General features: G+C 64.7%; 15 protein-coding genes. 8 read left to right on the forward strand and 7 right to left on the reverse strand.

Annotation, left to right across the window (positions count from 1 at the left end; genetic code table 11):
* Window positions 1–18: 18 nt before the first annotated feature.
* From tssH to tssB, 7 genes are all read right to left on the reverse strand, one after another.
* Window positions 19–2,565: a type VI secretion system ATPase TssH gene (gene tssH, locus EWH21_RS12685; protein WP_277698469.1), complete on the reverse strand. Its 2,547-nt coding sequence runs from the start codon at window positions 2,563–2,565 to the stop codon at window positions 19–21.
* Window positions 2,565–3,584 carry a type VI secretion system baseplate subunit TssG gene (gene tssG / locus EWH21_RS12690; RefSeq protein ID WP_277698470.1) on the reverse strand — a complete coding sequence of 340 codons (1,020 nt, stop codon included), beginning with the start codon at window positions 3,582–3,584 and terminating at the stop codon, window positions 2,565–2,567. Before tssG ends, tssH begins: the two co-directional genes overlap by 1 nt.
* Window positions 3,548–5,335, reverse strand: a complete 1,788-nt coding sequence (tssF, locus tag EWH21_RS12695) for a type VI secretion system baseplate subunit TssF (protein ID WP_277698471.1) — start codon at window positions 5,333–5,335, stop codon at window positions 3,548–3,550. The genes tssG and tssF overlap by 37 nt, the downstream gene beginning before the upstream one ends.
* Window positions 5,328–5,744 carry a type VI secretion system baseplate subunit TssE gene (tssE, locus tag EWH21_RS12700; protein WP_277698472.1) on the reverse strand — a complete coding sequence of 139 codons (417 nt, stop codon included), beginning with the start codon at window positions 5,742–5,744 and terminating at the stop codon, window positions 5,328–5,330. Before tssE ends, tssF begins: the two co-directional genes overlap by 8 nt.
* Window positions 5,745–5,756: 12 nt before the next feature.
* A complete protein-coding gene (locus tag EWH21_RS12705; RefSeq protein WP_037056770.1) occupies window positions 5,757–6,254 on the reverse strand; it encodes an Hcp family type VI secretion system effector in 498 nt (165 codons plus the stop codon).
* An 82-nt stretch (window positions 6,255–6,336) separates the two neighbouring features.
* A complete protein-coding gene (tssC, locus tag EWH21_RS12710) occupies window positions 6,337–7,815 on the reverse strand; it encodes a type VI secretion system contractile sheath large subunit (protein WP_037056768.1) in 1,479 nt (492 codons plus the stop codon).
* Between the two features lie 29 nt (window positions 7,816–7,844).
* Window positions 7,845–8,396: a type VI secretion system contractile sheath small subunit gene (tssB, locus tag EWH21_RS12715; protein ID WP_152488712.1), complete on the reverse strand. Its 552-nt coding sequence runs from the start codon at window positions 8,394–8,396 to the stop codon at window positions 7,845–7,847.
* A 208-nt stretch (window positions 8,397–8,604) separates the two neighbouring features.
* Here tssB and EWH21_RS12720 point away from each other — a divergent pair, with 208 nt between their 5' ends.
* The 8 genes from EWH21_RS12720 to EWH21_RS12755 all read left to right on the forward strand — a co-directional run bounded on the left by EWH21_RS12720 (window position 8,605) and on the right by EWH21_RS12755 (window position 18,402).
* A complete protein-coding gene (locus EWH21_RS12720) occupies window positions 8,605–9,075 on the forward strand; it encodes a type VI secretion protein (protein ID WP_134675841.1) in 471 nt (156 codons plus the stop codon).
* A gap of 51 nt (window positions 9,076–9,126) precedes the next feature.
* Window positions 9,127–10,452 carry a type VI secretion system baseplate subunit TssK gene (tssK, locus tag EWH21_RS12725; protein ID WP_277698473.1) on the forward strand — a complete coding sequence of 442 codons (1,326 nt, stop codon included), beginning with the start codon at window positions 9,127–9,129 and terminating at the stop codon, window positions 10,450–10,452.
* A gap of 29 nt (window positions 10,453–10,481) precedes the next feature.
* On the forward strand, window positions 10,482–11,240 hold the full coding sequence (locus EWH21_RS12730) for a DotU/TssL family secretion system protein (protein ID WP_152488714.1): 759 nt from the start codon (window positions 10,482–10,484) through the stop codon (window positions 11,238–11,240).
* Complete coding sequence (locus tag EWH21_RS12735; RefSeq protein ID WP_277698474.1) at window positions 11,237–15,055, forward strand: type VI secretion protein IcmF/TssM N-terminal domain-containing protein; 3,819 nt, start codon at window positions 11,237–11,239, stop codon at window positions 15,053–15,055. Before EWH21_RS12730 ends, EWH21_RS12735 begins: the two co-directional genes overlap by 4 nt.
* Window positions 15,052–16,101, forward strand: coding sequence for a type VI secretion system protein TssA (gene tssA, locus EWH21_RS12740; protein ID WP_277698475.1), 1,050 nt, complete (start codon window positions 15,052–15,054; stop codon window positions 16,099–16,101). Before EWH21_RS12735 ends, tssA begins: the two co-directional genes overlap by 4 nt.
* Window positions 16,102–16,577: 476 nt before the next feature.
* A complete protein-coding gene (locus tag EWH21_RS12745) occupies window positions 16,578–16,964 on the forward strand; it encodes a hypothetical protein (RefSeq protein WP_277698476.1) in 387 nt (128 codons plus the stop codon).
* Entirely contained in the window at window positions 16,943–17,779 is an 837-nt protein-coding gene (locus EWH21_RS12750; RefSeq protein ID WP_277698477.1) for an ATP-binding protein, read from the forward strand. Before EWH21_RS12745 ends, EWH21_RS12750 begins: the two co-directional genes overlap by 22 nt.
* Window positions 17,776–18,402: a response regulator gene (locus tag EWH21_RS12755; protein WP_152488718.1), complete on the forward strand. Its 627-nt coding sequence runs from the start codon at window positions 17,776–17,778 to the stop codon at window positions 18,400–18,402. Before EWH21_RS12750 ends, EWH21_RS12755 begins: the two co-directional genes overlap by 4 nt.
* Window positions 18,403–18,445 lie beyond the last annotated feature (43 nt).

Consider the following 18,445-nt stretch of genomic DNA (forward strand, 5'->3'; position numbering starts at 1 on the left):
CTGCTTGTCCGGATGAACTCACTCCAACACCCACTCCGCCAACTTCCCCGTCACCTGCGCCATCAACACATTCTCGATATCCCGCGCGCCTGCCGCGCTGCACTTGGCGAGTACGGCCTTGACGATGGCGGGGTCGAAGTCGAACTGTTTACCGGTGGCAGCCTTGTAGCGTTCGCGCAGTTTTTCCAGCTTGGCCAGGACGATGCCTTCCAGCGTGGCCTCAAGCAGCGGGCGGTAGGGCACCACGGTCATGCGGGCGAGGAAGGCGGGGCGGAAGGCCTGTAGCAGCACCTTGCGCAGGCGTTCGTTGAAGGCGTCGCTGCCGAGCTGGTGCGTAGGGGTGTCAAGCACCAGTTCGGCGCCGACGTTGCTGGTGGCGAGCATCACAGTGTTCTTGAAGTCCACCACCAGGCCGGTACCGTCTTCCATCACGCCCTTGTCGAAGACGTTGTAGAAGGCTTCCAGCACGTCGGGATGGGCTTTTTCGATTTCGTCCAGCAGCACCACGGAGTAGGGGCGGCGGCGCACCGCTTCGGTGAGCACGCCACCGGTGCCGTAGCCGACGTAGCCGGGCGGGGCGCCCTTGAGCTGGCTGACGGTGTGGGCCTCCTGGTACTCGGAGAGGTTGATGCTGATGAGGTTGCGTTCGCCGCCGTAGAGGGCGTCGGCCAGGGCATAGGCGGTCTCGGTCTTGCCGACGCCGGTGGGGCCGACCAGCAGGAACACACCCACCGGCTTGGCCGGGTCGGTGAGGCCGGCGCGGTAGGCCTGGATGCGCTGGGCGATGGTGCCCAGGGCGCTGTCCTGGCCCATGACCCGCTGGCCCAGGCGTTGGCCGAGGGTTCGCACGGCATAGGCTTCGTCGGCGAGCATCTTGCCGATGGGGATGCCGGTCCAGCCGGCGATCACGGCGGCCACGGTGCGCGAATCCACCTGTTCGGGCACCAGCGGGTCGTCCTGGCGGATGGCGTCGAGGCCGGCCTCCAGGCGGGTGAGTTCGGCGGCGAGATGGTCGATGCGCTCGTCCAGGGTTTCATCGGGTTGGCTGGCATCGACACTTTCGCTCAGGGCCAGCAGTTCGCGGCGGGCGTCCAGCAGTTCGCGCACGGCTTCGCGCTCTTCGCCCCAGCGGGTGTCCAGCTCGCGGATGGCAGCCTGGTTGCTGGCGGACTCCTGTTCCAGGGTGGTGATGCGTTCGCGGTGATCGAGGCCGGTGGCCTGCTCGCGGCGCAGGCGTTGCAGTTCTTCGCTCACCGCCACCTCACGATGGCGCAGGCTTTCCAGCGGTGGCGGCACGTCGTGCTGGCCGAGGGAGACCCGGGCGCAGGCGGTGTCGAGCACGCTGATGGCCTTGTCCGGCAGCTGGCGACCGGAGATGTAGCGGTGGGAGAGCTTGACCGCGTCCTGGATGGCGCTGTCGAGCACCTGGACACCGTGATGTTGCTCCAGTTTGGCAGCGACGCCGCGCAGCATCTCCACGGCGGTGGCCTCGTCGGGTTCCTCCACCTGCACCAGCTGGAAGCGGCGGGCCAGGGCCGGGTCCTTCTCGAAGTACTTCTTGTATTCCAGCCAGGTGGTGGCGGCCAGGGTGCGCAGCTCACCTCGCGCGAGGGCCGGCTTGAGCAGGTTGGCGGCATCGCTGCCACCCTCGCTGCCGCCGGCGCCGATCAGGGTGTGCGCCTCGTCGATGAACAGGATGATCGGCTGTTCGCTGCCGCGCACGGCGTCGATCACGCCCTTGAGGCGCTGCTCGAACTCGCCCTTTACCCCGGCACCGGCCTGCAGCAGGCCGAGATCGAGCACGCGCAGGATGACGTTCTGCAAGGGCGGCGGCACGTCGCCGGCAGCGATGCGCAGGGCCAGGCCTTCGACCACGGCGGTCTTGCCGATACCGGGGGCGCCGACCAGGATCGGGTTGTTCTGTCGGCGGCGCAGGAGGATGTCGATGCTCTGGCGGATCTCGCCATCACGCCCGACGATGGGGTCGATGCGCCCGGCGCGGGCGTCGGCGGTGAGGTCCTGGGTGTACTGGTCGAGCACGCTGTCCTGAGCGCTTTCCGGGGCGGGACGGGCTTTGCCTGCAGGGCCGCCGCCGCTGTGCTCGCGGGACGCCTGCGTCCACTCCAACAGATTGGCGCGCAGGGCTTCACGCGGGATGCGCAGCAGCGAGGCGGCGCTGTTGAGCAGCAGGCTGCGGCGCTCGTCGCGATCGAGCAGCGCAAGCAGCAGCAGACCCGAGCGGATGCTCTGCTGCCCCGTCACGCTGGCCTGAACCACCGCGTCTTCGAGCAGGCCGATGGTCTGGCCGGAGAGAGCGGGTGTACGTGTACTGCCGGCCTTGAACAGCTCCAGGGCGCGATTGATCTCGGTGGCCACGCTGTCGCGCTCCAGACCGAAGCGCGGCAGCAACCAGGCGAGATCGCCGCCTTCTATGTCCAGTAGTTCCAGCAGCAGGTGCTCGATTTCCACGTAATGATGCGTGCGCTGCAGGCAACGCTGAGCGGCGCGTTCCAGGGCACGGCGGCTGTCTGCGTTGAGGCGACCGATCAGCGCGGCGAGTTCCATCAGGCCGTCTCCTTGTGCCGCAGGCGGGTGTCGATACGCTGCAGGGTGGTCGCCCCGGCGCACTGCAGGTTGCTACTCCAGCGCAGGCGCGGCGGTTGCTGCCGGTCCAGGCGCAAGGGATTGCCAGGGCGTACCAGCAGGCGCAGGTGGCATTCGGTATCCGGGCCGAGATAGAGGCTGGCCATATCCGCGAGGCGGATGTGGTGTTCCCCGCCAGGCAGATAGGCCGGTGCCTGCTCGGCTGTGAGCGGCCCTAGGGTGAGGCGAATGCCGGCGTGCTCGTCCCACACCCAGGTTCCGGCGATTGCATCGCGCCCCAGGCCGAGGTTGCGCCCTCCGCGTTGCAGGCGGCTGCGGCTGGCCGGGGGAATCTTGCGCCAGGCCCCCTGGTACGCGTCGTAGTCCACGGCGACGCCGAACTGCTGACGCACCAATACGGCGAAGCCAGCCAGAGAACGGCGCGGGCCGTTGAATGACGCGGCGCGGGCGGTTATGGCGGCATCCGGCAGTGCCATGCGATTTTGCAGGCTGCGTGGCAACAGGCCGCTGAGAGCCAGTAGCAGTCGTTGTGCAGGTGCCTGTTGCGGGTGCTGAAAGCCCAGCGCCAGACGGTGGCGGCCGAGCACCCGGTAGAGCTGGGCGAGCAGGCGATTGTGGAACAGGTCGAGAAAGTCCGCGGGAGCATGATCCTTGAGGCGCGCCCGCTGTTGCAGCCACTCCTGATAGGCATAAGGCAGTGGGCCGTCGGGGCCGCCGAGGCCAAAGACGGCGGTGCTCAGGATCGGCGGTTGGCCGGGTACGTCCTGCAGACGCGCGACCTGACTGGGGGCGAAGGTGGGCGTCAATGGCCCGCGCAAGCGCACCGCCTCCTGCTCGGGGCTGCTGCCCTGGCCGAGAGGCGTAGCGTCGGGTTGCTCGCGTTCCAGCAGCAGCAGGGCCTGGAGAAACTCGAAGTCCTGTGGGACCTCGCGCAGGCGTTTGCTCAGAGGTTCAGGGGCTTGCCGGCCTGGGGCTGCCATGTCCGTACCTCCTTGTCGTGATCCACCAGCACCGTACGCACGAAGCGATTGGGCGTGGCGTAGAGGGACAGGAATTGCGCCAGCACGGCGGAAAACAGGACGGCGCTGCTGCCGGCGAAATGCTCCGCATCCAGGCGGATGCGTACCTCCAGGCCATTGCGCCAGCCGCGCCAGGCATCGTCACCGACCCGCGCCACCACCCGCTCGCAGGTCAACTCCAGCAGGCCTTCCACCTGGCGCCGGGGCCCGGCTTCGTCGCGCAGATTGTGCAGATGCAACAGCTCGCGCAGTGCATCGAGGGCTTCGGGGCCCTCGACCAGCGAGAGGTGGTTGAGGCTCAGTTGTGAAACCAGGCGCCAACGCGAAGGGCCGGACAGCCGTGGCAGGCTTTGCACGGTGGGTGTGTTCAGCAGGCTGGCCTGCGCGACGGGGCCGGGACGTTCGAATCCCAGGCGGGTGCCGGCAGGCAGGTTTTCGGCCAGGTGCCGACTGGTGCACAGCAGTTCGGCGGTGAGGCTGTACTCGGGGGCGTCCTGCAGCGGGTCGAAGGCCGTGTCCACCAGGCTCAGCAGCAGATCGCTGCCAGGCTGCGCGGGATTCAGGCCCTGTACCCGGCGAGCGTACCAGTAGAAGCCTTCACCGCCATGGTTATGCCCGTAATAGGCTGGTACCCGGCGCACGCCCCTGGGCGTCGCGGCACGCATGCTGCGAATGCTGTGGATCTCCACGCTTTTTTCGCGGTGGGCGTCGGCCACCAGACGGTATTCGCTGCGAGTGCCATCCGGGCGCAAGGGCTCGGAGGTGCGCGGGAACAGGTTGATGGCCGGGGTACAGCCCAGGCGCAGTTCACTGGCTTGCAGGTGAGGGCGGCCTGCCGGGGCACGGTCGAAGGCGATCACCAGTTGGCACGCCTGGCCGCCTTCTGCCGGTGGCAGCACTGGCAGATCGAAGAAGGCGAACTTGTCGGGGAAGGCGAAGTATTCGGCGAGCAAACGCAAGCCAGGGTGCTGGCCATCTTCATCAGGCAGCAAGGCCTGGTCGTCGGCGAAGCCCACGGGTGTGGCAGTGCCGGATACGCGGCACAACGGCTTGCCGGATGTGCCACTCCATAGCCCGAGACAGTGCGCCGCGAGCAGGTCGTAGAGGATGGCGTTGGTCATCGGGGACGCTGCCAGGTGCACGCGCAGGCTGCGCACCGGCAATTGCGCCCAGTCGAACTCGCCGAGGCATTCCAGGGTCAGGCGCAAGGCCGAGCGGGCCAGCGGGTGGCCGCTGAACGCCACCGCCGCATCGCCATCGAGCAGCGTGGCTTCACTGATGCGCAGCGGCCAGAGCTCGACCTGTGCACTGGTGCGCCAGTGCACGCTGGCCTGATCGCGCGAGGTGACGAACAGGGGGGTATCGCGTGGCAGGCTGTAACCCTCGGCAAGATTGCCCTGGGTCGGATCGGGCTCGAACTGCACGATGGCGCAGGAGGGCAGGGGACGCAGGGCCAAAGGGTAGAGCTGTTCCAGCAGGGCGTCGCTGAATTCGGCGTAGTCATCATCGAGGCGGCGGTGCAGGCGAGCGGTCAACAGGGCGAACCCCTCCAGCAAGCGCTCGACGTGCGGATCAGGACATTCTCCGGGCGCCAGTTCCAGGCGCCGGGCCACCTTGGGATGGCGCTGGGCGAAGCCAGCGCCGGCATGGCGCAACCACGTCAGCTCGCGCTGGTAATAATCGAGCAGTTCAGCGTCGATCGAGTCACTCATGGCGTACCTCTATCCCCTCGTCGCCGGACGCGAGCAGAAATGTAGCCGGCCAGGTGTGTTGCCCCTCACGCAGACGCCCGGCAAGCCGGATGCTCAATCGCTGAGGCTGTCCAGGCGAGGGCTCGACGTCGACGTCGCTGAGTTGCAAGCGTGGCTCGAAGTGCTGCACGGCGGCACGCACCTCGCGCAACAGCAGACGGCGATCGTCGGCGCGCAAGGCTTGCAGGCCTGCCCAATCGGCAATGCCGTAATCGAGCAGCGTCAGTGGTTGCCCTGCAACGCGCTGCGGGCGCCGGGTATTGAGCAAGCGCATCAACTCCTGGCGAACGGATTCGGCCAATGCCTCGCGGTCGAAGGCCGGCGCCTCGTCCGCCTCGGCGGACAGACGCTCGAACAGGGGCGCACGCACGCCTCGGCCTGCTTACTTGACGAGCTTGTTGGCCGCCAGATCCCAAGTGGAGGCCGCGGTGCCCTCCTTGGTGCCATCGTCCTTCTGTGCGGTGAGTTCCCACTTGATCTTGGTGAAGTTCATCGACAGGGTTTCCACCGGTTTGCCGCCGGCTCCGCCGCTGACGCTGACGTTGGAAAGCACGACGTTGTCGAGGGTGTAGACGATGAAGGAGAGCAGCTTGCCGTCGCTTTCGGAGGCGTTGCGGCCGATGGTGATGGTGGCCTTGGTGATGGGCTTGCCGGCGCAGCAGTATTCGTTGAGCGAAGGCGTGGAGGTGTCGACGAATTTGGTGACGGTGAACTCACCGATATGCGGTTTGCCGGAGGTACGTTCCGAGTTGCTGACGTCGTTGGTGACCTGCATCGCCACGTTGTGGCTGTAGGACATCAGTTCGATCTTGTCGGTGTAGCCCTCGAGCAGGCTGTCGCCTTTGATGTCGTCGCCGAGGTCGAGAATGATGGCATCCATTGCGGATAACTCCTGGGTCTGGGAACGGGGTGGATCATGCGTGGAGTGCGTCCCCGCCGGGTGTGCCGGCGGGGCGTCAGGATCAAGCTGCGGCTGGTGGCGGCAGGCTGGCTACCAGGCGAATCGAGGCGGTCAGCTCCTCCAACTGGAAGTGCGGGCGCAGGAATACCGTGGCGCGGTAGACGCCCGGCTTGCCGGCGACTTCCGAGACGTCCACGCGTGCTTCGCGCAGCGGGTACTGGGCCTTGATTTCCTGAGGCGCGTTGTCGTTGATCAGCACGTAGTCCGCGATCCAGTTGTTGAGGTAGGTCTGCACGTTGTCGCGGGTCATGAAGCTGCCCACCTTGTCGCGCATGATCACCTTGAGGTAATGGGCGAAGCGCGAGGCCGCCAGCACGTACGGCAGCATGGCCGAGATGCGCGCGTTGGCATTGGCTTCGTTGGTGTTGTAGACCTTGGCCTTGTTGGTGGTCTGGCCGCCGAAGAACACGGCCATGTCGGTGTTCTTCTTGTGGCACAGGGTGATGAACCCGAGGTCGTTGAGTTCCTTCTCGCGGCGGTCGGTGATCGCCACTTCGGTCGGGCATTTCAGCGACAGGTCGCCAGACAGGGTGCGGAACGTATGAGCCGGCAGGTCCTCTACCGCGCCACCCCCTTCGGCTCCCCGGATCGCCGCGCACCAACCGTACTTGGCGAAGGCCGTGGTGATGCGTACGGCCATCAGCCAGGCCGCGTTGCCCCAGAGGTACTTGGAGTGATCGGTGCCGTTGACGTCTTCGACATAGCCAATGCCTTCCACCGGCTTGGTGTCCGGGCCGTAGGGCAGGCGCAGGAGGAAGTTCGGCAGCACCAGGGAGACGTAACGCGAGTCTTCGCTCTCGCGGAAACTGCGCCACTTGATCAGCTCCAGGCTCTCGAAGATCTTGCTGAGATCGCGCGGGACGGCCAGCTCGGTGAAGCTGTTCATGTCGAACAGCTTGGGATTGGCAGCCGCGATGAAGGGCGCATGAGCCGCGGCGGCGACATTGGAGAGCTTCTCCAGCAGGGCCACGTCCTGCGGGTGGCGGCCGAAGGCGTAGTCGCCGACCAGCAGGCTGAAGGGGTGCCCGCCGAACGTGCCGTATTCTTCTTCGTAGATCTTCTTGAAGAGCGCGCTCTGGTCGAATTCGACCGCTTTTTCAAGATCGTTCTGCAGCTCTTTCTGCGTGACGTTTAGCAGGCGCAGCTTCAGGCGGGTGCTGGTTTCGGTCTGATCCACCAGCATGTGCAGGCCACGCCAGGAGGCTTCCAGCTTCTGCAGGTCAGGGTGGTGCAGCACCTCGTTGAGCTGGTCGCTGATCAGCTTGTCGATCTGGCTGATGCGGTCGTTGATCATGGCCACCGTGTCCTTGTCGATGGACATGCCTTCATCGAGGACTTGGGTAGCGAACTCCGCGAGCATGTCGCGGGCGTAGTCCTGCTGGCTCTCGTCGTGAGCCATGCGGCCCTCGGCGATGATGCGGTCGAGCAGGGTCAAGGTCTCGGTCGTGCTCTCGCTGGATGCACCGGCTTCTGTTGCCATTGCGTTGTCTCCGGAAAGTCGAGGGGCGGTCAGGCCGGGTCGGCCGGTGCTTCACCATCGGCAGCGGCGTCGGCCGCCGGGGCTTCGTCTTCAGGCCGCGAGGACTTGATTTCCTGCAGCCCTTCGGTGTTGCTCACCACGTCCTGCAGCAACTTGTCGAGGTCGTCGTTGCCATCGAGTTTGGTGAGCAGGTCACGCAAGCGTTGGCGCGCTTCGTAGAGACGACGCAGCGGGGTGATCTGCTTGACGATGTTGACCGGATCGAAGTCGTCGAAATGACGAAAACGCAGCTCGACGTTGATCTTGCTGCCGTCACCGCTGATGGTGTTTTCCACCTGCAGGGTGCTGCGCGGCTCGATGGAGGCGAGCACTTCGTTGAAGTTGTCGCGGTCGATCTCGGTGAACCGACGGTCGATCAGCTTGGGCAGGGGGGTGTCCGGCTTGCCGGAAAGATCGGCGAGGATGCCGACCACCAGGGGCAATTCCTTTTTCTCGATGGCGTTGCCGATCTCGACGTCATAGGTGATCTGGACGCGGGGAGGGCGGATTCGATCCAACTTGTGTTGAGTGCTTTCAGCCATGTCGGTTGGGCTCCGGGGTGATACCGGGAGCGCATTGCAGCGGACGAACCCGTGCTCGCACTCCGTTGCTGGATCACGACGATGACGGGTTGGCTGAACAGCGAGCCCATCCCTGGCGATCCATCCTCATTCGCCACGAAGACGAACTTTCATAGACGCTAGATCAGGTCTATAAATTTGCAAACGTGAAGTTCAAGGTGAAATTCTCATGACGCAGGGACGTGCGACCTCCTATCGCTTTGCCGTGTTGCTGAGCCTCCTGATGGCCCTGTGCGGCTGTTCCTTTCGCGGCGAAAGAATCCAGTTGGACAGCCTGACGCTGGATGTGGCGGAGCAAGCAAACGACGACACGCCGATTGCCGTTGACTTCGTCGCCGTGCATGACCCGGATCTGCTCAAGCTGCTTTCCGAGATTCCCGCCAGGCAATGGTTCGCCGAGCGGGGGCAGTACGAGCGCGACTACCGGAATCTGTTTTCGGTGTGGGGGCTGGAACTCGTGCCGGGGCAATTTCGCGATGTGCGCGACTTCCCCTTCGCCGGCGATGGGGCCGCTGGACTTTTGGTGTTCGCCGGCTATAACACCCCTGGCGTGCATCGTTTGCGCCTGAACGAATCAGGCCGGGTGTGGCTGCGTTTCGACAGCAGGGAAATGCGCCTGCTGACCGGTCAAGACCGTTAGCCCAGCGTTGCGCGTGTGCATGCCAAACAGCGGATGTCGAAGGGGAGTGCTATGAAGGTGTTGCCGGATGCAGTCTGCTGGCACGAGGGCATGCAGCTATTGCCTCAGCATTTCCAGTTGCAGGGACTGCGCGCAGAAGTCGTCACGGCGTTGTGCGCCAGTGCTGCAAACCCCTGGTTCTGGGGGGTGAGCGAACTGGAAGTGGACCCGGCGGCGCTCAGTACCGGTCTGGTCCGTATCCAGTCGCTCGAGGCGATCCTGCCCGATGGTCTGCCCGTCAGCGTGCAGCCAGCTGGCGACAGGGTGCTCGAGCTCGATGTGGGGCCTGCCGTGGCGGCTTCGGCCAATGCCTGCGTGACCCTCTACCTGGCAGTCAATCCGCTTGGCCGCAGCGGGCAGGTACTGCCACTCAACGGGCGTCTGCGATCCCTCTGCGGAGACGCGGTGCCCGATCTGGCCAGTGGCGAGCATCCCGAGCCGGTGCTGATCTGGCGCCCCAATCTGCGCCTGGTGACCGACAGCGAGCGGGCCGATTCGGTCTGCCTGCCGCTGTTACGTATCGCCAGGGAGGGGGGCGGTTTCGTCAGACAGGCCTACATGCCGCCGATGTCGCTGATCCTGCCGGAATCGCAGTTGGGGCAGATGGTCGCGGCATTGTGCGCGCGAGGGCGAGAGAAGTGCATGTTCCTGGCCGGGCGCTTACGCCAGGCCGAGCAGGCGGGCAATCGCGATGACGTGCAGGAGCTCAGGCGGCAGCTAACGGCTCTCTGGTCACGGCTCCCCGAGGTCGAAGTGGCCCTGAATGGCCGAGTGGCGACGCCGGCGCACCTGCATGGCCTGCTGGCCGGCTTGGCGGGCGCCTGGTGTGCGCTCGACCCGCTCAATGGCGTGCCGGCGTTCGCACCGCTTGATTTTCTCGATCTCAAGCACGGCTTCGACGAGGTCATCGCATGGCTTCATCGGAGCCTGGACAGTATCCGCGTCGGTTACCGCTGCCTGGTCTTCGAGCAGTCCGAACAGGGCTTTGCCATCGACTTGCCGGATAACCAGACGCGTCGACAACGCCTGATCGTCGGGCTGCGCATGCCGGCCGGTACAGGGCAGCAGGCCGCGCAGGCCTGGCTGGCCCAGGCCGTGATCGCGTCGCAGCAGCATGTCGCCACGCTCCGCCAGCAGCGCATGAGTGGCCTGCCGCACCAGCCGATGAGTCGCAATGAGCGAACGGCCTATGGAGTGGGTGAGGAGACCCATCTCTTCCTGATCCAGGCAGCCGGTGACTGGTTCGATCCCGAACAGTCGCTATGTCTGGCCACGACCTCGCAGAGAGCGGCGGCAAGCCCCTGGCAGGTTCTGCTGTTCACCGCCGATACCCCCTGAGATCCGCCAGCCAAGCCAAGGAAGTCTAGATGTCGGAAAGGAGCGTTGCGCTGTACCCACCCGAATTCGGTGAAGCCCCCCTGAGCCTGGCATTTCGTGAGGCGTGGATCGAATGGCGGGAAACCTGGGAGGGCATTGCCGGGCTCAGCAATGCGGGCAATGAGCAGGTCGAGCGCATGGCGGAAGCCACGATTCTGGTTGTCCGCCGTCTGTGGCGCGCGGCATTCGCCAGCGTGGGGGCATCGTCCTCGAGCCAGGTCAAGGCGATGGTGTATGCGTTCGTGGCCCTGGTCGACGAACGCCTGCTGTTCGATGAATGGCCAGGGCGTACGGCTTGGCAGCCACGCCCCCTGGAAGCACGCTTGTATGGCTCGCGTACCGCAGGCGAGCGCCTGCCCCGTGCCATTCACAAGCTGCTCAAGGAACGTGCGCCGGCTTCGCGTGATCTGGCCAACGTCTATCTGCAATGCCTGATCCTGGGCTTCTATGGCGGTTTGCGCAGTGATCGTGGACGTGCGCTGCACACACGCTGGCGCCATGCGCTGTTCACCTTCGCCTGGCAGCGCGAACCTGCGGCAACAGAGGTGATATCCAGCCTGGCCCGGCCGACCCGGGCGTCCCCCTTGCGCCTGCCATTGCGCCGTGCACTGCCCGACGGCGTGCGCCTGAGCCTGGCGATCTGCGGTTTGCTGCTGTTGCTGAGCCTGGCTGGGCACTGGATGTGGCGTGACATCCAGTCGGAGCTGACGCCACTGCTGCATCTGGTCAGCCTGGATGAGGCGCAATGAGTACGCTGGCGATCATCCTCAGTCTGCTAGGCGTGCTCCTGCTGTTGCTGGCATTGGCCGCACTGTTCTGGTGGCTGCGGACGCAATCGGGCATGGCGATCCGCAGCTTCTATGCCGCAGTGCGCAAGATGGAGCACGAACAGGGAATCGAGTCGCGCTATCAGGTGCCCTGGCTGATGCTGCTCGGTGATCCGCGCGAGGGCAGCCAGCTTTGCCTCGATTGGCAACTCACGCCTGCAGGCCGCCCGGCGTGGTTCGGGCGCTGGTGGGCGGATCAGGACGGTGCCTTGCTGGTGGTACCCCAGAGCATCTTCCTGCCCAGCGATGGCGGCAATGCGTCCACCTTCGTCTGGCGGCGCCTGCTCAGCATGTTGCTCAGGCTGCGTGGCCAGCGCCCACTGGATGGCGTGATCTGGAACATTCCCCTCAATCAGTTGCAGGACGGTGCGCAAGGCGCTGCCGATGTGATCGTGCTGCGCCGGCGCTTTGCGGAACTGCTGCAACGCCTGGGACTGAGCCTGCCGGTCTATGTCCTGATCAGCGGTTTCGAGGAAATGCCAGGCTTTCAGGAGCTGGTCGCCGCACTCCCCGAAGAGGGACGCGAGCGTCTGCTGGGCTGGTCATCGCCCTATGGGCTGGATGCCGGCTGGCAGAGCTACTGGCTCGACGATGCGCTGGAAGCCGTGGTGCAGAACATGCAGGCCGCGATCATCGAGGTTGGCGCCTTGAAGGGCGAGCTGGCCGAGGACCTGTACCGTCTGCCGGACCTGTTGCTGGAATTGAAGGGTAATCTCCGCACCCTGCTGGAGCCGGTCTTTCAGGGCAATACGCAGGGAGAGGCACCCAGATTCCGCGGCCTTTACCTTGGTGCGGCGCAAGCGCTCGCCGAGTCGACGCAGCTATACCCCGGAGAGGTGCCGGCGGCACAAGGCGTCTTCACCCAAGCGCTCTGGCGGCAGCGGCTGATCGCGGAGCAGGGCCTGGCGCAGGCGTTACCGCGCATACTGCGTCTGCGCCAACGCTGGCAGATGACCGTAGGCGGCATTGCCGTCGTATTCGCGCTGTGCTGGCTGCTGGGCATGCTATGGGTGTGGCAGGAGCGACAGGAGGATGCCCGCGTACTGAGCAGCCTGCTGCAGGAAACCCATGCCGGACACGTCAGTCTGCGCGCGCCGGAACGTCGTCAGGAGCAGGCAAGGCTCAATGTGCAGGCGTTCTGGGAGCTGCTGCAGCAGGCGCCGCGCTGGCATTTTTCATCGCTGATCTATCCCTCGTCCTGGGGCACGTCCCTGGATCAGCAGATGGATCAACTGTTGCGCGGCATGGCACGCCGCGAAGCCCTGGTGCCGTTGCAACAACTGCAGGACTACCAACTGCAAAGCTTGCTGGTGATCCGCAATGAACAGCGTCGCCCGGACGTGCAGAGCGCCCAGCCGGATCAATGGCCGAACTACGTCAAGGCACGCACCCTGGCGGAGGGCGTGGTCAGCCTCGAACGGCACAATAACCTGCTCAACAACGCGTTGACCGGCCAGGAAGGCGTCACCGAATCGCTTGCCCAGCTGGGCAACGACGCGCTGGGGCTCAGCCTCGACCCCTCCAGCCTGTCCAGACGTGCCTTCTACGACCGGACCCTGCGCCATCTGGCCGCGCCAGGCCTGCGCCCCGTGGATCTGGAACCCAACGGCAAGCAGCTTTCCGCGCATTTCCAGGGCTTGATGAAGTTCTGGCTGGAGCAGTACTTCCTGGCCGGCAATTTCGTCACGCCCGCCGGCTATCTCAAGAAGCATCTGAGCGATCTGGAATATGGCCGCGATACCTCGCTGAAGAAACTCGAGGAAATCAACGCACTGATCGGCCATCTGGACGACCTGATCGTCCTCACCAACTCCGCCTGGAGCCATGGCAGCGGGGAAGAGCTCGTGCCTGGCTTTCGTGACCTGATGAACGACGTGAAGCAGAGCCGTCTGCTGGGGCCGACCATCGAAGCCTCCGTCACGCAGGAGGCCGAACAGTTGCGCAAGACCTTCCACAGCCAGTGGATCGAAGAGTCCGCGAGCCGCAACAACCTCCTGCAGCGCCAGGCAGGTGGAACACTGGTCTTGCAGAAGAACATCAGCAAGCTGGCCAGAAGTATCGATGACCTGCTCCAGCGCGACTTCGCCGTGAGCGCGATGCGCCGCCCGGATGGCAGCCTCGACACCCGGGCCCTTGGCGATGTGAGCGAGCAGCAGATAGCTCAGGCGCTGGTCTACCAGCAGAGTTACCAGGACTTCGTGGCGCAGGAGCTGGCTCAGATAGCGCCGGATTATCGTGCGGGCATGCTCAAGGCTGCCGAACAGGCGGCTGCACTGGCCATGTGGTCGGCGTTGACCTCGTCGGGCGGTTCCTACAGCGACGACGCTACGCAGAGCCAGTTCAATGTCTCCGTCGAACAGGCCATGCAAGTGATCCAGGCACTCAAGGGGTTGGGCCGCGCCGATCTGGCCAGCACCCTGCAATCGCAGTTGACCTTGCGCGCCATGGCGGACGTCGCCGAGGTACTGGCGGATATCGACACCTTGCCGCTGTTCACCCTGCGTTATCCGATTGCCGAGTGGGACGGCAAACCCAACCTGGGGCTGAAGCTGTTCCGGGCCACCGACATTCAGGATCTGAAAGCCTCTCTGGCACGACAGTTCACCGATATCAGCACCAGTACCGACAAGGTATTGCCCGAGCTGACGTGGCTGAGAGCACAGAATGATCTGCCACTGCCGCTGCAGGAGAAAGTATCCCGGCTGGGTTCGATAAACGATGACATGAAGAAGTACAAGGCGCAGAACCCGACAAGTGCTCCCGCGTTGTTCGAGCAGCTGGTGAGCCGGGACCTGGTGGAAATGGACATCGGCAATTGCCGCCAGGTGCTCTCGACCGCGAGCCTGCCGCCAGGCGATGGCGATCTGGCGCGTTATACCCAGGGCATATCGGAGCAGGCCCGACAGCGCTGCAACGAGTTGCAGACACAGGGCGCGGCACAAGCCTGGAGCGCGCTGGCGAGCTACTTCAATCAGTATCTGGCCGGCCGTTTTCCGTTCTCCTACAACCTCGATAGCAGCGATGCCGACCCGGCCCGCGTCAAGCACCTGCTGGAGCTGATCGACACCCATCTGGAGGCGGCCGAGAAAGGGCTGGCACTGGCGCCGGCGGGTAACCGACTGGCCGCGGAGGACTTCCTGGCACGGATGAAACAGGCCAGAAGCTGGCTCGGGCCGCTGTTCATTCGCGATCAGTCAGGTGTCATCGGGGTCGAGCTGGAGGTACGTTGGCGGACGGATCGAGAAGACGAGGAGGGCGCCGACCAGGTGATCGCCTGGACACTCAACGGTGCGGGCCATCAGATCGCGCATCCTGGCGAGACTGGCCAGCGCCTGCGCTGGAATGTCGGCGATCCGCTGCAGCTCGTGCTGCGCTGGGCGCGTGACAGCAACCAGCGCCCGGTGATCGATCCGCTGCAAGCGAGCATGGCCGTCAACGGCCTGGAGGCTGGCTGGGAATACCGCGGGCCTTGGGCGCTGCTGCGCATGATGCGCGTGCATGTGGTGCCGCAGCATCTGCCGAATACGGACTACACGGACTTCCCCCTGACCCTGCAGGTGCCGGTACGCGGCATGCTGGATGCCAGCCCGCAGGCGCAAATGTTCATGCGCCTGTCGCTGCTCAGCCAGGGAAGCAAGCTGCCTTTGTCGATCCAGCCGCTGCCGGTGGTTGCACCCGCATCGCCGTTTGCCAGTTTTCAGCTGCAGGCCTCGTACGATGAGGCACCACCGCTATGAGCCATTTGTCCATCGAACCTTATCTCCAGCCCATTCCAGGTGATGCGGTCTGCGGACCGAGCCTGCGTTACGAGGGCGCCTGGGATCGCCTGCGGGAACTGCGCCGCGAGGACGACGCGAGCCTGCCCACCGGCGTCTGGCAAAGTGAACTCAAGCGTGGCGACTGGGCGGCATTGGAGCAGTTGGCCGGTGACCTGCTGTGTGAACGCAGCAAGGATCTGATGATCGCCGTGTGGCTAGGCGAAGCCTGGATCAGACGCCATGCACTGGCTGGGTTGGCTGCAGCCCTGGAGCTGCTGTGCGAGTTGTGCGAACGCTATCCCGATACGCTGCATCCGCAGCCAGAGGAGGGTGATCGTTCCTGGCGGGTCTTCCCCCTGGAGTGGATGATCCGCCAGTACAGCGACACCGTGCAGACCCAGGTTGCGCTCTTTGGCCTGGATGTCGGCGTCACCCTGCACGACTGGCTGCAGCTACAGCAGCGCCAGGTGCAGATGAGCGACAGCAAGCAGGACAAGATCGCCGCCGAAGCTGCGCGGCTGGAGTATCGCAAGCTGCAGGAAAAGCTCAGACAAACCCCGGTAACGGACTTCCAAACCGCTGACGCCGAACTGCAAGCCGCTCTTGCCGCCCTTGAGCGTCTGGACCACTGGAGCGATGAATGGCTGGCCGAGTTGGCGCCCAGCTTCGGTTCATTACGCCATACATTGATCGAGCTACGTGCTCAGCTCGAGGAATTCATCCCGCCAGCCGAGTCTCCTTCATCCAATCCCGAGAGCGATGCCGTCATGGACGAGCCGACTACCGAACCGACTGCCCCAGTGCCGCCTGTCGCGGGTGTGCCCAGCAGCCGTGAGCAGGCCTATCGGCAACTGGCACAGATTGCCGATTATCTGGCCAAGACCGAACCGCACAGCCCGGTGCCTTATGTCATCCGCAGGGCAGTGGAGTGGGGCAACCAGCCGCTCGGTGAACTACTGGATGAGTTGATCAGCGCCGATGCCGAGTCCCGGCGCCTATGGAAGCTGCTCGGCGTTCTCAAGTGACCTTCGAGTACAGCACGACCGGTGCTCTGGGCGCGCAGATTGATCTGCCTGTCGGGTCGGGTATGCGCGTCATCGTCGGCGCAATGACGAGCACAGTCTCAGCTGGCGAAAGTTTTGAATCGAGTCGTATCCATCCGGTGCAAAGCAGCGCCGAAAGACTCGGATAGATTTGGAAGACGGTTGGGCGTCGACGAGCAACGATTAGGCAGGTTGGAGTTTTCCAGCTGGACGATGTGGCAAGCCGGGAGGTGGTCATCGATATACGCAATTTAACATAATATATATTATGCGAAGTATTGGTTGGGACGAAGCCACTCAGGGGGCTCCAGGCAAAAGACTCTGCGCACGCATGCAACCAACACATGAAAACAGATACCTCTACCGGCCTGAAGCCTCCGCAGCACTACGGATGGTGAACGGCCAATGCGACAGGCATGATGAGGTCCATGAAATCATCGTCCAGATTCAGCGTTCCCGTGCTCTGGCTGATCCTGTTCTGCCCCGGTGCAGCCTGGATTGGCTGGCAGGACGGCGTTGCCAACTACGAACGCTTCTTTCAGGACACCAGCATCGCCCAGCGCATGCTCAGTCAGAAGACCGTGCAGCATGAGGCCGTCCTGGCAACGCTGGCGGCGTTGGCGAATCCGCCGGCGCCCGAACGCCTGTTGCCCAGCCTGCAACCAAGCATGCCGCAGTTGCAGGGTCTCGGGCTGTTTCGCAACGGCACCTGGATGGCAACTCAGGCAGCGCCTGCTGACCTGGCGATGATGCTCGAACGAGCGCGCCAACTGCAGCGGCCTGTCACCTTGCCTCAGGAGGAGCCGTCAGCCAGCCCTTTGCCTTGCACAGCTGGCGGACCCTGACGCCAGCTGACTGGCCCTGGCCGGCATGGCTGACATGGGCGTTCGCCAGCGCTCTGCTGGCCGTTGCCGGCACGGCCTGGCAGCGCACGCGCGCCGAGGCTCGGCGACAGCAGGAGCAAGCCCGTCTGGCGCAGATGGCCCGTCTGGGTTCGCTGGGAGAAATGGCCGCAGGCATCGCCCATGAGCTGAACCAGCCACTGACGGCGATTCTCGCCCAGGTGCGTGCAGCCGAGCGCCTGCTCGATGACGAGGACGAGCGCCCTGCCGTGCGCCAGGCGCTGCTTGCCAGCGCTGCCCAGGCACGCCGTGCGGCGGACATCATCAGCCGATTGCGCGATCTGGTGCAGTCCAGCTCGCCGTCGACGCGTGCAGCGGTGGATGCCGAGCAACTGATGGCCTCGCTACTGTTTCTACGCGCCGAGGAGCTGGCCCGCCAAGGCATTCGCCTGAGCTGGTCGAATGCCAGCCCGGGCGAATGCCCGCTGGGCGATCGGGTCGCGCTCGAGCAGATAGTGCACAACCTGGTGCAGAACGCAGCTGACATGCGCGGCACCCGCAACATCCAGGTCAGTGGCGGCGTCGAGGACGATGCGTATGTGTTCCATGTCAGAGACGACGGTCCGGGCATCGCAGACGAAGCGTTGCCACGCCTGTTCGAGCCGTTCTATACGTCACGCCAGCACGGCATGGGGCTGGGCCTGACATTGTGCGAGACGCTGGCCGGCGCCATGGACGGCCAGCTCAGCGCGCGCAACCTGGACACGGGTGGCGCCTGCTTCACCCTGCGCCTGCCGCTTGCCGGAGCCGATGCATGAACGCCCTCTCCCATTCCCCTCTGGTTTACCTGGTCGACGATGATGACGCCGTGCGTGATGCTCTGGCCCTGCTGCTGCGCAGCGTCGGCTTGCGCAGCGAGAGCCATGGCGATCCGCAGGCATTTCTCGCCACGCTGTCGGCGCAGTCGATCGGCTGCGTCGTGCTGGACATTCGCATGCCGGGCATGGGTGGGCTGGAGCTACTGGAACGGCTCGCCGAATGTTCCGATCTGCCGGTGGTGATGCTGACCGGGCATGGCAACGTCGATCTGTGTCGCCGCGCCTTCAAGGGTGGTGCCATGGAGTTCTTGCAGAAGCCCGTGGATGACGATGTGTTCCTGGATGCGGTGCAAGCCGCTGTACGTCTGCATATCGCCAGCCGGGAGCGTCAGGCCGTCACCCTGGCGGCCAGCGAGCGCCTGGCGCGCTTGTCCGGGCGCGAGCATGACGTGCTGGTGCGCATCGTCACAGGCATGAGCAACAAGGAGATCGCGCGGGAGCTGGAGCTCTCGCCGCGAACCGTGGAAACCTACCGGGCCAACGTCTTCGACAAGCTCGAAGCCGACTCGCTGGCACAGCTGATCCGCCAGTACGCCAGCCTGCTGGATGAACCGTCTCCGTAGCGCTACGGAGAACGACGAGTAGTCGGGCGAATACCGCGGCGAG

The sequence above is a fragment of the Pseudomonas sp. REST10 genome, assembly GCF_029542605.1.
Lineage (GTDB): Bacteria > Pseudomonadota > Gammaproteobacteria > Pseudomonadales > Pseudomonadaceae > Aquipseudomonas > Aquipseudomonas khazarica.